This is a genomic window from Stenotrophomonas sp. YJH_SMC_110, from assembly GCF_059369255.1.
In genome coordinates, this window is the sequence record NZ_JCAFSM010000001.1 from 218,665 (window position 1) to 233,379 (window position 14,715).

At 68.6% G+C, this 14,715-nt stretch carries 12 protein-coding genes and 1 tRNA gene; 11 read left to right on the forward strand and 2 right to left on the reverse strand.

Annotated features, from left to right (window positions below):
- The 4 genes from selA to selD all read left to right on the forward strand — a co-directional run bounded on the left by selA (position 1) and on the right by selD (position 4,579).
- Positions 1-1,425 (forward strand): L-seryl-tRNA(Sec) selenium transferase, encoded by a 1,425-nt coding sequence (gene selA / locus AC5P6H_RS00925; protein ID WP_111206031.1) that lies wholly within the window; start codon positions 1-3, stop codon positions 1,423-1,425.
- Complete coding sequence (selB, locus tag AC5P6H_RS00930; protein WP_495202237.1) at positions 1,422-3,353, forward strand: selenocysteine-specific translation elongation factor; 1,932 nt, start codon at positions 1,422-1,424, stop codon at positions 3,351-3,353. The genes selA and selB overlap by 4 nt, the downstream gene beginning before the upstream one ends.
- A gap of 24 nt (positions 3,354-3,377) precedes the next feature.
- A tRNA-Sec gene (locus AC5P6H_RS00935) sits at positions 3,378-3,473 on the forward strand.
- Positions 3,474-3,499: 26 nt separating this feature from the next.
- Complete coding sequence (gene selD / locus AC5P6H_RS00940; RefSeq protein ID WP_241887081.1) at positions 3,500-4,579, forward strand: selenide, water dikinase SelD; 1,080 nt, start codon at positions 3,500-3,502, stop codon at positions 4,577-4,579.
- Positions 4,580-4,636: 57 nt separating this feature from the next.
- Here selD and AC5P6H_RS00945 read toward each other — a convergent pair whose 3' ends face one another.
- Positions 4,637-5,497 carry a YicC/YloC family endoribonuclease gene (locus tag AC5P6H_RS00945; RefSeq protein WP_495202238.1) on the reverse strand — a complete coding sequence of 287 codons (861 nt, stop codon included), beginning with the start codon at positions 5,495-5,497 and terminating at the stop codon, positions 4,637-4,639.
- A 124-nt stretch (positions 5,498-5,621) separates the two neighbouring features.
- On the opposite strand from AC5P6H_RS00945, the gene rph reads away from it, so the two are divergent.
- The 7 genes from rph to pepQ all read left to right on the forward strand — a co-directional run bounded on the left by rph (position 5,622) and on the right by pepQ (position 12,870).
- Positions 5,622-6,347, forward strand: a complete 726-nt coding sequence (gene rph / locus AC5P6H_RS00950) for a ribonuclease PH (RefSeq protein ID WP_014648280.1) — start codon at positions 5,622-5,624, stop codon at positions 6,345-6,347.
- A complete protein-coding gene (locus AC5P6H_RS00955; protein WP_126411321.1) occupies positions 6,344-6,733 on the forward strand; it encodes a VOC family protein in 390 nt (129 codons plus the stop codon). The genes rph and AC5P6H_RS00955 overlap by 4 nt, the downstream gene beginning before the upstream one ends.
- Complete coding sequence (rdgB, locus tag AC5P6H_RS00960; protein ID WP_014648282.1) at positions 6,730-7,326, forward strand: RdgB/HAM1 family non-canonical purine NTP pyrophosphatase; 597 nt, start codon at positions 6,730-6,732, stop codon at positions 7,324-7,326. Before AC5P6H_RS00955 ends, rdgB begins: the two co-directional genes overlap by 4 nt.
- Before the next feature lie 58 nt (positions 7,327-7,384).
- Positions 7,385-8,611, forward strand: a complete 1,227-nt coding sequence (gene hemW / locus AC5P6H_RS00965; protein ID WP_014648283.1) for a radical SAM family heme chaperone HemW — start codon at positions 7,385-7,387, stop codon at positions 8,609-8,611.
- A 201-nt stretch (positions 8,612-8,812) separates the two neighbouring features.
- Positions 8,813-11,092 carry a DUF1631 family protein gene (locus tag AC5P6H_RS00970; protein WP_126411322.1) on the forward strand — a complete coding sequence of 760 codons (2,280 nt, stop codon included), beginning with the start codon at positions 8,813-8,815 and terminating at the stop codon, positions 11,090-11,092.
- Entirely contained in the window at positions 11,089-11,463 is a 375-nt protein-coding gene (locus AC5P6H_RS00975; RefSeq protein ID WP_014648285.1) for a PilZ domain-containing protein, read from the forward strand. Before AC5P6H_RS00970 ends, AC5P6H_RS00975 begins: the two co-directional genes overlap by 4 nt.
- A 75-nt stretch (positions 11,464-11,538) precedes the next feature.
- On the forward strand, positions 11,539-12,870 hold the full coding sequence (gene pepQ / locus AC5P6H_RS00980) for a Xaa-Pro dipeptidase (protein WP_126411323.1): 1,332 nt from the start codon (positions 11,539-11,541) through the stop codon (positions 12,868-12,870).
- Positions 12,871-13,391: 521 nt separating this feature from the next.
- Here the strand turns inward: pepQ and AC5P6H_RS00985 are convergent.
- Positions 13,392-14,714, reverse strand: a complete 1,323-nt coding sequence (locus tag AC5P6H_RS00985) for an aminopeptidase P N-terminal domain-containing protein (protein ID WP_495202347.1) — start codon at positions 14,712-14,714, stop codon at positions 13,392-13,394.
- Position 14,715: the final 1 nt, after the last annotated feature.

Here is a 14,715-nt window from a genome sequence, read left to right on the forward strand (position 1 = left end):
ATGACAGCCACGCCCCCCACCCCGGCATCGGCTTCCGCGCTGCCCTCGCTGGACCGGTTGCTGCGCCTGCCTGCCTTGGCAACACTGATCGAGGGCCACGGCCGCAGCCGCATCACCCAGTTGCTGCGCGTACATCTGCAGGCGCTGCGTGAGCGCATCAGTGCCACGCAGCTCTCGGCCGAGCAGTTGCATCAGGCCATTGAAGGCCCGGCACTGGTCGCGGCGCTCGATGCCGCACTCATCGCCGATGCACGGCTGAACCTGCAGCCGATGTTCAACCTGACCGGAACCGTGCTGCATACCAACCTGGGTCGCGCCCTGCTGCCCGAGTCCGCGGTGCAGGCCGTCACCCGCGCGATGGCCGCACCGGTTGACCTGGAATTCGACATCACCCGCGGCCGCCGCGGCGACCGCGATGCACGGGTGCAGGCGCTGGTCTGCGAGCTGACCGGCGCCGAAGCCGCCACCGTGGTCAACAACAATGCGGCGGCGGTCCTGCTGCTGCTCAACAGCCTGGCCAACCGCCGCGAGGTGGTGGTGTCGCGCGGCGAACTGGTGGAAATCGGCGGTGCCTTCCGCATTCCCGATGTGATGCGCAGTGCCGGCGCGCGGCTGCTGGAAGTGGGCACCACCAACCGCACCCACCCGGCCGACTTCGCCCATGCCATCGGCGCGCGCACCGCACTGCTGATGGAGGTGCACGCCAGCAACTACGCGATCACCGGCTTCACCGCCAAGGTCGACACCGCGGCGATGGCAGCGATCGCGCACGACCATGGCCTGCCGTTGGTGGTGGACCTGGGCAGCGGCAGCCTGTGCGACCTGGCGGCCTTCGGCCTGCCACACGAGCCGACCGTGCAGGAAACACTGGCGGCCGGTGCCGACCTGGTCTCGTTCAGTGGCGACAAGCTGCTGGGTGGGCCGCAGGCCGGCATCATCGCCGGCCGCGCCGACCTGATCGCGCGGATCAACCGCAACCCGCTCAAGCGTGCGCTGCGCATGGACAAGATGGGCCTGGCCGCGCTGGAGGCGGTACTGGCGCTGTACCGCGAGCCGGAGCTGCTGGCGCAACGGCTGCCGACACTGCGTACGCTCTCGCGCACGCAGCAGGACATGGATGCGCAGGCCCAGCGCCTGCTGCCGCCGCTGCGCTCGGCGCTGCCGACCGGCTACATGCTTGAACAGGCACGGATGCACAGCCAGATCGGCAGTGGTGCGCAGCCACAGGCGCAGCTCGGCAGTGCCGGCCTGCGCATCACCACTGCGCAACGTGGCGGCCTGGACCGCCTGGCCAAGCGCCTGCGCCAGCTGCCGCGACCGGTGCTGGGCCGCATCGGCGAGGACGCATTGTGGCTGGACCTGCGTTGCCTGGAACCGGCCGACGAAGCGGACTTCCTCGCCCAATGGAGCATGCTGCAACCATGATCGTCGGCACCGCCGGGCATATCGACCATGGCAAGACGCGCCTGGTGCGGGCACTGACCGGCATAGAAACCGATCGCCTGCAGGAAGAACGCACGCGCGGCATCTCCATTGAACTGGGCTATGCCTATGTCCCGGTGGAAAGCGCGAACGGCACGGGCCCCGCCGCGATGCTGGGTTTCGTCGATGTGCCGGGTCATGAGCGCTTCGTCCACACGATGGTGGCCGGCGCCACCGGTATCGATGTCGCCCTGCTGGTCGTCGCCGCCGACGACGGCGTGATGCCGCAGACCCGCGAGCATCTGGCGATCCTGCAGCTGCTGGGCGTGGATCGCGGCGCGGTGGCGCTGACCAAGATCGACCGCGTGGACGCCGCGCGCATCGCCCGGGTCGAGATCGAGATTGCCGCTTTGCTGGCCGGAACGCCGCTGCAGGGTTCCCCCGTGTTCGCCTGCAACAGCACGTCCCCCGATGACGCAGGCATCAACGCCTTGCGCGCCCACCTGCACGCATGGGCCGCCGGCGAGGCCGACGCGCGCCAGGCCGCGCTGCGCAGCGAGCTGTTCCGCATGCCGGTGGACCGCGTGTTCTCGCTGGCCGGCCACGGCACATTGGTGACCGGCGCGGTACATGGCGGCGGCGTCACGGTGGGCGAGCACCTGCAACTGATGCCCGCCGCCACCGATGTGCGCATACGCAGCATCCACGCGCAGAACCAGGCCAGTGACCACGCCATGGCCGGACAGCGCTGCGCGTTGAACCTGGCCGCCATCGCCCGCGACGAGATTCATCGTGGCGACTGGATTGCCGACCCGCGCGCGCTGCTGGCCACCACCCGCGTCGATGTGCGCCTGCGCCTGTCCGCACGGGCAGCACCACTGCGTGACTGGGCACCCCTGCACATCCACTGGGGCACGATGCACCGGCAGGCCCATGTGGTGCTGCTGGAGGACCGTGACCAAGGTGATGGGCAGTTGGTGCAGCTGGTGTTCGATGCACCGGTCTGTGCGATGTGTGGTGAACGCTTCATCGCCCGCGATTCCGCCGCGACCCACACGCTGGGCGGTGGCGTCGTGCTCGACCCGGACCCGCCACAGCGGCGCCGGCGCAGCCCGGCACGGCTCGCCTGGCTGGGCGCACTGGAGCAGCTGGCCACAGGTGCGGGAATCGGCCCGCTGTTGCAGCAGGCGCCCTTCGGCATTGCCATGGCCGCGCTGCAACGCTACTGCCGGCGCGCGGCCGACCGGATCGATCTTCCTGCAGACGCACAGCGCATCATCACCCGCGAGGACACGGTGGTCATCCTTGCCTCGCACTGGCAGGTGCTGCACGAGCAGGTGATCACATCGCTGCGTAGCTGGCATGAGCGACGCCCGGACGAACCCGGTGTCGACAGCGGGCGCCTGCAACGCAGCACCCTGCCCGCGCTTGCGACGGGGCTCTGGAATGCGCTGCTGCAGGACCTGCTGGACGACGGCAGCGTGCAACGCGTGGGCGCCTGGTGGCGCCTGCCCGGCCATGACCATGCGCCACCGGAACGCGAGCGCCTGCTGCTGGGACGCGTGCTGCCGCAACTGCACGCCGGTGGCTTCGATCCGCCGTGGGTGCGTACTCTGGCCGCCGACTTCGGACTGACCGAAGACGATGTCCGCGCCGTCCTGCGCCGCGCCGCCGCACGTGGCGAACTGTTCCAGGTGGTGCCGGACCTGTTCTATGCACCCGCGCGCATTGCGGAACTCGCCGCGATGGTCGCGCAGCTGTCACAGGCCAGCGGCGCGGTGGATGCGGCGGCCTTCCGCGATGCCATCGGCCTGGGCCGCAAACGCAGCATCCAGATCTTGGAGTTCTTCAATCGCGTTGGCTACACTCGACGCGTCGGTGACCAGCATCGGCCGCGCGGCGACCTGCAGTGGAACGCAGCCCGCGACTGAGCCCACCGGTACCGCCGTACTTTCGGAAGGCATGCGCATCCGGGCATGCGGCTGGGCTTCAAACCCAGTAGGGGGCGTCGATCGTTCCCTGGTAGGTTCGACTCCTGCTGCCTTCCGCCATTCGTGTTTCCGCAGGAGATGTCGGCATGGCCACGCACGCGCAGTCACCCGCCCCATCCACGGCCGATGCCACGCGACGACTGACCTCTCTCGCGCATGGCGGCGGCTGCGGCTGCAAGATCGCGCCGGGCGTGCTGAGCGAACTGCTGCGCGGCGTTCCAGCACTTCCCGCACCGGCCGAACTGCTGGTTGGCCGCGAGACCAGCGACGACGCCGCGGTGTACCGCCTCGATGACCGGCAGGCAATCGTGGCCACCACCGATTTCTTCATGCCCATTGTCGACGACCCGTTCGACTTCGGCCGCGTTGCCGCCACCAACGCGCTGTCGGACCTGTACGCGATGGGCGCGCGGCCGCTGTTCGCGCTGGCCATCGTCGGCATGCCGATCAACACCCTGCCGCAGGACACCATCCGCGGCATCCTGCAGGGTGGCGAACGCGCCTGCGCCGATGCCGGCATCGTGGTGGCCGGCGGTCACAGCATTGACTCGGTGGAACCGATCTACGGCCTGGCCGCGATCGGCGTGCTCGACCCGCAACGGCTCAAGCGCAATGCCGATGCCCGCGCCGGCGATGTGCTGGTGCTGGGCAAGCCGTTGGGCGTGGGCGTGTACTCGTCGGCGCTGAAGAAAGAAGTGCTGGATGCAGAGGGCTACCGGCAGATGATCGCGTCGACCACCCGCCTGAACAGCGTGGGCGTGCCGCTGGCCGCGCTGGACGGCGTGCACGCGATGACCGACGTCACCGGCTTCGGCCTGCTCGGCCACCTGCTGGAAGTGTGCCGCGCCAGCGGCGTCGCTGCCGAAGTGGACAGTGCACAGGTGCCGCTGCTGCCGCAGGCGCTGGAGCTGCTGCAGCGCGGCTGCGTGACCGGCGCCTCCGCCCGCAACTGGGCCTCGTACGGCGCCGAAGTGCGCTTCGCCGAGCGCTTGGCCGGCCACTGGCAGCCACTGCTGACCGATCCGCAGACGAGTGGCGGGCTGTTGGTGTCCTGCACCCCGGAGGCAGTGAATGCGGTGCTGGCCTGCTTCCACGACGCAGGGTTCGGCCAAGCCGCCGTGGTCGGGCGATTGGGTGAAGGAGCGCCGGGCGTCAGCGTGCGCTGATGCGCTGGAACGACAAGGGCGCCCGAAGGCGCCCCTGCTGTATCGCTGGATGCAACATCATTCGATGTTCTGCACCTGCTCGCGGATCTGGTCGATCAGCACCTTCAGCTCCACCGCGGCATTGGACGTGCGGCTGTCCACCGACTTCGAGCCCAGCGTATTGGCTTCGCGGTTGAACTCCTGCAGCAGGAAGTCCAGGCGGCGGCCGACCGGCTCGCACTGCTTGAGCACGCGGCGGATCTCGACGATATGGCTGCCGAGCCGGTCCAGCTCTTCATCCACGTCCAGCTTCTGCAGCCACAGGACCAGCTCCTGCTCCGCACGGCCCGGGTCGACCGGGTGCGGCAGGTCAGCCAGACGGGCGGCCAGCTTGGCGCGCTGGCCGTCGCGAATGGCCGGAATCAAGGTGCGCACTTCGGTGGCGATGCGTTCGATGCCGTCCACGCGTTCGCTGATGGCCGCAGCCAGCTTGCCGCCTTCGCGCTCACGCGCTTCGACGAAGCCGTCCAGCACCTGGTCCAGCAGGGCCAGCGCCTCGACCTGCAGGGCGGCGGCATCCGTGGCCTCGCCGCGGGTCACGCCCGGCAGCTGCAGCAGATCGGTGAAGCTGACCTGCAGGTTCGGGAAATCGGAGGTCAGGCGGTGGGCCAGGCGGCCCAGCTGGCCCAGCAGGGCCTCGTCCACCTGCAGGTTGGCAGCCGCCTCCGGCGCGCGCAGGCGCATCACCAGATCCAGCTTGCCGCGGCTCAGGCGCGCGGCGATACGCTCGCGCAGCTGCGGTTCGAGCGCCCGCAGTTCCTCGGGCAGACGGGTGCCGACCTCCAGGAAGCGGTGGTTGACCGAGCGCAGCTCGCAGCCCAGCGTGCCCCACGGGGTGACCCGCTCGCCGCCGGCATAGGCGGTCATGCTTCGAATCATGGAATGTGTCCGGTGCGTGCAAAGGGGGAATGGTAACCTAGCGCCCTCACCAGAGCCCCCTTGCCCGCCCCGTGAAGGCCGCGGGCGTGGCGGCGTACTCCCTCGCCATTACGGAACCCGTACCATGTCCGACTCCCGCCCCAGCGGCCGCCAGCCCGACCAGCTCCGCCCGGTCGTCATCCAACGCGGCTTCACCCGCCACGCCGAAGGTTCGGTGCTGGTGTGCTTCGGCGAAACCCGCGTGCTGTGCACCGCCAGCGTCGAGAACCGCGTGCCGGGCTTCCTGCGCGGCAAGGGCGAAGGCTGGGTCACCGCCGAGTACGGCATGCTGCCGCGCGCCACCCATACCCGCAGCGACCGCGAAGCGGCCCGTGGCAAGCAGGGCGGTCGCACGCTGGAGATCCAGCGCCTGATCGGCCGCAGCCTGCGTGCCTGCGTGGACCGCAATGCGCTGGGCGAACGCACCATCACCCTCGACTGCGACGTGCTGCAGGCCGACGGTGGCACCCGCACCGCCGCCATCACCGGCGCCTATGTGGCCCTGGTCGATGCGGTGAACGTGCTGATGAAGCGTGGCGACATCAAGCGCAACCCGGTCCTGGGCGCAGTTGCAGCAGTGTCGGTGGGCGTGTACCGCGGCACCCCGGTGCTGGACCTGGACTACGCCGAAGACAGCGACTGCGACACTGACATGAACGTGGTGATGAACGACGGTGGCGGCTTCATCGAGCTGCAGGGCACCGCCGAAGGCCACGCCTTCCGTCGCGATGAACTGGACGCGCTGCTGGGCCTGGCCGAGAAGGGCGTGGCCGAGCTGCTGGCCGCGCAGCAGGCGGCGCTGTCGGCATGAACCGGCGCATCGCCCTGACCACCCTGGTGGTTGCCGACTATGACGAAGCCATTGCCTGGTACACCGACAAGCTCGGCTTCGCATTGCTCGAAGACATCGACCAGGGGCACAAGCGCTGGGTGGTGGTCGGCCCGACCGACGGCAGCGCCGCCGCCCTGCTGCTGGCCCGTGCCAGCGACGAGGAACAGCGCAGCCGCATCGGCAACCAGACCGGTGGCCGCGTTGCCTTCTTCCTCAACACCGACGACTTCCACCGCGACCACGCGGCGATGCTGGCCGCCGGCGTCGAGTTCCTGGAAGCACCGCGCGAAGAACCCTATGCAACGGTCGCGGTATTCCGCGACCTGTATGGCAACACCTGGGACCTGTTGGAGCCCCGTCAATGAAGAAACTGGTATTGGCCAGCCACAATGCCGGCAAGCTGGTGGAGATGCAGGAGATCCTCGCCGACCTGCCGCTGCAGATCACCTCGGCCGCCGAGCTGGGCCTGGGCGACGTGGAAGAGACCGGCCTGACCTTCGTCGAGAACGCGCTGCTGAAGGCACGCGCCGCCTGCGAAGCGACCGGCCTGCCGGCGCTGGCCGATGATTCCGGCCTGATCGTCGATGCCCTGGGTGGTGCACCGGGCCTGTACAGCGCGCGCTATGCCGGCCACCCGACCAACGCCGCTGCCAACAACGCCAAGCTGCTGGACGCGATGGCCGGTGTTCCCGATGGCCAGCGCAGTGCCCGCTTCTATGCGGTGATCGTGCTGCTGCGCCACGCCACCGACCCGCAGCCGCTGATCTGCGAAGGCCGCTGGGAAGGGCAGATCATCCGTGAGCTGCGTGGCACGAATGGTTTCGGCTACAACCCGGTGTTCCTGGACACCACCCACGGCCTGACCGCCGCGGAAATGGAGCCGGCGCTGAAGAACGCCATCAGCCACCGTGCCATTGCCCTGCAGCAGCTCAAGCAACAGCTGGCGACGCTGTACTGACGCCCGACCTGATCGAACCAGGGAAGCCGGCCAACGGCCGGCACTACCGATGAAGCCCATGCCGCACGCCCACGACCACTGCAACCACCTGCCCGGCGAAGCCTGCTCCGCTGACCACGACAGCGCACCGCGGCTGGTGCCGCCACCGCTGTCGCTGTACGTGCACCTGCCGTGGTGCGTGCGCAAATGCCCGTACTGCGATTTCAATTCGCACCAGGCCAAGGGCGAGTTGCCGTTCGAGGCCTACATCGATGCACTGCTGCGCGACCTGGACCAGGACCTGCCGCTGGTCTGGGGCCGGGTGGTGCACAGCGTGTTCTTCGGTGGCGGCACGCCCAGCCTGTTCCCGCCGGAAGCGATCGACCGCTTCCTGCAGCAGGCCAGCGCGCGCCTGCGCTTTGCCCCCAACGCCGAAATCACCTTGGAAACCAACCCGGGCACCGCCGAGCATGGCCGTTTCGACCGCTACCGCGCGGCCGGCGTGAACCGCCTCAGCTTCGGCATCCAGAGTTTCGACGACGCCATGCTCAAGCGCCTGGGCCGCATCCACGACAGTGGCGAAGCCGAGCGCGCGGTGAAGATGGCGCAGGACGCGGGCTACGACAATTTCAACATCGACCTGATGTATGCGCTGCCGGAACAGACCCTGGCCGGCGCCGAGGCCGACCTGGAGCGTGCATTTGCACTGCAACCGGCGCACATCTCGCACTACCAGCTGACCCTGGAACCGAACACGGTGTTCTTCGCGCGGCCGCCGCAGGGCATTCCCGATGAAGACAACGCCTGGGACATGCAGGAACACTGCCAGGCATTGCTGGCACAGGCTGGTTTCGGCCAGTACGAGGTCAGCGCCTATGCGCGCCCCGGCCGGCAAAGCGCGCACAACCTGAACTACTGGCGTTTCGGCGATTACCTGGGCATCGGTGCCGGTGCGCACGGCAAGATCAGCTCGGGCGCCGAAGAACACGTGCTGCGCCGCTGGAAGCTGAAGCATCCGCAGGCCTACCTGGACAGCGCTGGCACGCCGGCCTCTTTCGGGGGTGACGATGTGATCGCAGCCGAGCGCCTGCCGTTCGAGTACATGCTCAACCTGCTGCGCCTGCACGAAGGGTTCGGCCTTCGCGATTTCGAGTCGCGCACCGGGCTGCCGCGCGGCGTGCTGGACGCTCCGTTGGCCGAGGCCGTCCAGCGCGGCTGGCTGGAGGTGGCGGAGGGTCATGTGCAACCGACCGAGCTGGGCCGCCGGTTCACCAACGATGTGGTGAGCCTGTTCCTGGAGGAATAAGCCTTCCGCCATACCGGGTAGTGCCGGCCGCTGGCCGGCACTCTGGTAAAGACAGCGCTGCCGGCCAGCGGCAGGCACTACCGTTCATCCGTCGGCCCTGCCCGATGAACGTGAGACACGTTCAGCCTAAAGTAGCGCCGACTGCGGCCGACACGGTAGATTCACAGGATCGATCCGCGGGAATCCGGGTACCGCTCGCCGATGTCAGCTGTCTTTTCCATCACCTCTGCCGACAAAGCACGCCTGGCCGCCAGCGACCTGCCATCGCGGGTGCGTGAACTGCTGGGTGCGTTGATCGGCCTGTGCCGGCAAACGCTGGCCGCGCCCCTGATCCTGACCGTCGAAGCGCTGGAGCAGACGCTGCTGCACGACGCCGACCGTGCACGCAATCCGATGCAGCAGGCGGACCTGATGGCCCAGCGTGGCCAGCTGCACGCCTTCGCCGGCCATTTCGCCGACCGCATGCTCGATGCCGTGGCCGAAGCGCTGGCGGGCCTGCGCGAGCCGTCCACCGTCGCTGCGGCCCCTGCTTCGCCGCCGCCGCTACCGGGCGCGCTCGGCCTGTCGCTGGTCGATGAGCACGAGGTGGATCGCGACCTGCTGCTGACCGAAATGATCCGGCGCGAGACCCTGCGTTCAACCAATACGTTGAACCTGCTGGGACAGCGCCTGGGCGTGCTCGCGGCGGCGCCGGCGTTCGAGGCCGACACCCTGCCACTGGCACCGCAGGCCCTGTGCGCGATGGTGCGCCGGATCGCCGAACAGGACGCCCTTGGCGTGGAGGTGCAGCTTGCGCTGTACCGCAGCTTCGAACGGCAGGTGCTGGAACGCCTGGGCGATGTGCTGGACCGCGCCAATGCGCTGCTGGCCCAGCATGGCGTGCTGCCGGGCCTGGTCTACACCCCGTACCTGGCACGCTCGTCGAGCACCCGGCGGATCATCACCCAGTCGGTGGGCGGCGGCCGCACAACCCAGCCTGCCAAGCGTTCCGCCGCGCCGTTGACCGGCTGGAACGGCTCCGCTCCGGCCGGTTCCTGGTCGAACCTGGTGCAGGACGCATTCAACGACGCGGGTACGCCGGGCGCAGCCACCGCTGGCGTGACCACGTCCACCGGCAGTGCGCTGCATGAATTGCTGCAGCAGGCCCGCCATGCCACTGCCCCTCCTGCGGACACCGCTGCCGTGCCCAGTGCGGCCGTCGATGCGGTCCTCGCGCGACTGCAGGCCCAGTCCAGCGCGGCCACCGGCGTCGCCGACCTGCAGGCTGCGGTGGTCGCCCAGCTGCGCAGCGAGCACGGCGCGCAGGCCCAGCTGGGCAGCCACGACCGCGACAACCTCGACCTGCTGCGCCTGCTGATGCAGCAGGTGCAGCAACAGCAGCGCCCCGACCCGGTGCCGGCCGCCCTGCTGGCGCGCCTGCAGGTACCACTGGCGCGTGCGGCGATGGCCGACCCCGGCTTCTTCGTGCGCGATGAACACCCTGCACGCGAACTGCTCAACCAGATTGCCGAAGTCGGCGCCAACTGGCTGGGCGACGATGATGTGGATCCCCAGCTGCTGCAGCGCATGGCGCAGAGCGTGCAGGGTCTGCTCGGCCAGGATGCACGCTCGCCCGAGGCCTTCGCCACCGCCAACGAGGACGTGCAGCAGCATCAGCGCGCGGCGGCCCATCGTGCTGAACTGGCCGAGCGCCGCCACGTCGAGGCCGCGCGTGGCAAGGAACGGCTGGAACTGGCGCGTCGCCAGGCCAATGCGCAGATCGACCAGTGCTGCGACACACAGGCGCCGCCGCGCTTCGTGCAGACCCTGCTGCGCCAGGCCTGGGCCGATGCACTCACCCTCACCCGCCTGCGCCATGGCGAAGATTCGCCGCAGTGGCAGGAACGCCTGCTACAGACCGAGCGCATCGCCGCGGTGACCGCGCAGGCCGTCGATGCCAACGGTGGCACCGATGCAGTGCTGGCCAACGAGGTGGAATCGGCGCTCGTGCAGGTCGGCTATCACGCCGAGGAAGCCGCCGCCGTTGCGCGCCGCCTGGCCACGCCAGGAGGCGAGGATGAAAGCACCTCGCGCACCGAGCTCAGTGCGCGCCTGAAGGCACGTGCACGACTGGGCGAACATGCTGCCAGCGGCAGCGCCGACGCCCCGCGCACGCCGCGCAGCAGCGCCGAAGAGGCGGCCTACCAGCAGCTCGTGACCCTGCCCTTTGGCAGCTGGTTCGACATCGACAACGGTGACGGCACCCTGCGCCGCCAGCGCCTGTCCTGGTACAGCCTGCTGACCGGCCACGCCCTGTTCGTCAATCCGCGCGGGCAGAAGATCGCCGATACCGACCTTGATACGCTGGCCCGGCAGCTCAGCGCCGGACGCGCGCAGCTGGTCACCGAAGACAAAGGGCGGCTGGTCGATCGCGCATGGCAGGCCAGCCTCGGTGCGCTGCGTGCGCTGGCCGGCGGCCGTTACAGGGAGGCGTCCGTTTGAACGTGCAACCGCCGCAGGACACCCGCCGCGCGCCGCGTCGCCAGGTCTCGGACCTGGTACCGGTCACCGACCAGATGCGCGAATGCGTGGTGGGCCGGCTCGGCAATGTCTCCGAGACTGGCATGTTGATGCTGGCCAGCACCCCGCTGCGCGAGGACGCGCTGTACCAGTTCCGCTTCCCGTTGCCGATCGGTGACGGCCGCCACGAGGCCATTGACGTGGGCGTGCACCTGCTGTGGAGCGAGCCGGCGCATGTGCCCGGCCAGAGCTGGACCGGCTTCCGCTTCCTCACCCTGTCACGCGAACATCGGCAGCTGCTGCGCCAGTGGATAGGCGAAGACAGCGACGAGGCACCGGTTTCGACGGCCTGAGTGCCGGTTCCAGCACAGCGGTTTTTCCCGGTATGCGGCAGAATCTAGGGCCGTTTTCCGTGTCGAGCCACCGCAATGATCCAGCAAGACCCCGGCGCCCTGTACCCCGACCACCTGGCCGTGCTGTGCCGACGTGCCGAACAGGCGTTGGCCCGCGGCGGCTTCGACCATCTGGTCGTGCCCAGCGGCACCCTGCACTACCAGGTGTTCGACGATCGCGACTACCCGTACGCGGTCAATCCGCAGTTCAAGGCCTGGCTGCCGCTGACCCGGGTGCCCAACAGCTGGATCGTGTTCACCCCGGGCAAGCGCCCGGCGGTGATTTTCCACCAGCCCTTCGATTACTGGCACGTGGTACCGGACGCACCGAGTGGCTGGTGGGTGGAGCACTTCGACATCCACATCATCCGCAAGCCCGAAGAGGCGCTGGCCCTGCTGCCGGCCGACCCGTCGCGCTGCGCGATCCTCGGCGAGCCGCAGAGCGCGCTGGGCAGCTACGTGCCGAACAACCCGGCACCGGTGGTGAACTACCTGGAATGGTACCGCGGCAGCAAGACGCCGTATGAGATCGCGCTGATGCGCCAGGCGCAGGTGCCGGGCGTGCGCGGCCACCGCGCCGCCGAAGCCGCGTTCCGCAACGGCGCCGACGAATTCAGCATCCACATGGCGTACTGCCAGGCAGTGGGCCAGGATGCCAACGAGCTGCCCTACGGCAACATCGTGGCGCTCAATGAACATGCCGCCGTGCTGCATTACACCGAGCTGGGCCGCAAGGCGCCGCAGCCGCTGCGCAGCTTCCTGATCGATGCAGGCGCCAGCGCGCACGGCTACGCCAGCGACATCACCCGTACCTACGCCGCGCAGGGCCACGACGAATTCGCTGCGATGATTGCTGCCGTCGACGCCGCCCAGCAGCAGATGTGCGCAGCGGTGCGCCCGGGCTTCGACTACAGGCAGCTGCACGTGGACGCACATCTTTCGCTGATGGGCGTGCTGAAGGACTTCGGCGTGATCAAGGTCTCGCCGCAGACCGCGCTGGAGACCGGCGTCAGCGCCGCGTTCTTCCCGCATGGCATCGGCCACCTGATCGGCCTGCAGGTCCACGACGTGGCCGGTTTCGCGGCCAGCGACGAGGGCGGCCGCATCGAGCGCCCGGCGGGCCACCCGTACCTGCGCCTGACCCGCGTACTGGAACCGGGCATGGTGGTGACCATTGAACCGGGCCTGTACTTCATCGACATGCTGTTGAACGAAGTGAAGGATGCCGGCCATGGTGATGCGATCAACTGGGACCGCGTGGATTTCTTCCGTCCGTATGGTGGCATCCGCATTGAAGACGAAGTGCTGTGCACCGAGGGCGAGGCGGACAACCTGACGCGGCCGGCGTTTGCGGCGGCGAACGGCTGAGCCCCTCGTGGTTGGGCGCTGATATCAAAGGCCGCGCTTGGCCGGGCGGGGTGGGTTTGCAGGACACGCCGTAAACCCATCCATGGGGGCTCGATGGCGCCATCCATGGCGCCAACGGTCCTGCAAACCCACCCCGCCCGTCCTTTGACAGTTTCCTGCTGCGTCCAACCACGGAAAAAGAAGAAAGAAAAGCAGAAGCGGGTCGCTCGCTGCGCTCGCTCCGTGTCGACCAAGGTCGACACCTACCAACAGCCGCGCGTGCCAATAACCGCGGTTGCCAACAGCCGCGTGAACCTGTCGAAGGCGGGGTACTGTGGGTTTGCGGGGTGTGAGCGGCATGGATGCCGCGACCAAGCCCCCATGGATGGGTTCACGGCGTCCCCGCACACCCACAGTGCCCCGCCATCCCACGGAATGCGCGCTGTTGCTGTTGCTGTTGCTGTTGCTGTTGCTGTTGCTCTTGCTGTTGCTCTTGCTGTTGCCTCTGCGGGTGCAGGGCTGCAAGCCCTGCAGAACACCCCTTACCCCGCCATCACCGCTTCAATCTCGTCGGCGCTGCGCGCCAGACCTTCGGTCAGCACGCGATGACCGTCGTCGGTGATCAGCACATCATCCTCGGTACGGATGCCGATGCCGCGCCAGCGCGGTTCCACCGTCGTATCGTCCACGCCGATGTACAGCCCCGGCTCGATGGTGAATGCCATGCCCGGCTCCAGCAGCCGCGAATCGCCCGCCAGGCGGTAATCGCCCACATCGTGCACGTCCAGCCCGATCCAGTGCCCGGTCTTGTGCCGGTAGAAACGCTGGTACAGGCCTTCGGACAGGTTCTTTTCCAGCGTCCCCTTCAGCAGGCCCAGCCGCAGCAGGCCCTCGGTCAGGGTCTGCACCGCGGCCAGGTGACCGGCCTCGTACGGCACGCCCGGCCTGGCCTGGGCCAGCGCTGCGGCCTGCGCATCGCCGACCAGGTCGTGCAGTGCACGCTGCTCGGCGCTGAAGCGGCCATTCACCGGGAACGTGCGGGTGATGTCGCTGGCGTAGCCACGGTACTCGGCACCGGCGTCGATCAGCACCAGCTCGCCGTCGCGCGAACGCGCGTTGTTGTCCCGGTAATGCAGGATGCAACCGTTGCGGCCCGCACCGACGATGCTGCAATACGCCGGCACCGCATCGCTGGCGCGGAACACGCGTTCCAGCTCGGCCTGCAGCTCGTATTCGTGGATGCCGGCCCTGGCAGCCTTCATCGCCGCCAGATGCGCACGCACGCTGATCTGCGCAGCGTGGTGCATCAGCGCCACTTCCGCGCCGGACTTGAACAGGCGCTGCTCGTGCAGCAGATGGCCCAGTTCAAGGAATTCATGCGGCGGCTGCGCGCCGTGGCGCACCTGCGAACGCACGCGGTTGACCCAGCCGATCAGCTTCAGGTCGAAATCGGCGTCGCGACCGAAGTGGTAGTAGACGCGCGAACGGCCTTCCAACAGGCCCGGCAGGATGTCGTCCAGATCATCGATCGGGTACGCATCGTCCATGCCGTACTGCGCCACCGCGCCTTCCTGGCCGGCACGGCTACCGTCCCAGGCTTCGCGCTCGGCATCACGTTCGCGGCAGAACAGGATGGCCTCGCCGTGGCGCCGGCCCGGGATCAGCACCAATACCGCCTCCGGCTCCGGGAAACCGCTCAGGTACCGGAAGTCCGAGTCCTGGCGGAACGGGAAATGGGTATCGAGGCTGCGCACCTTCTCGGCCGCGGCCGGCAGCACCAGGATCGCGTCCTCGCCGGCCATGTCCATCAGCTGGCGGCGCCGACGCTTGTATTCGCCGGCCGCGATGCCGGTGCGCTGCTTGATG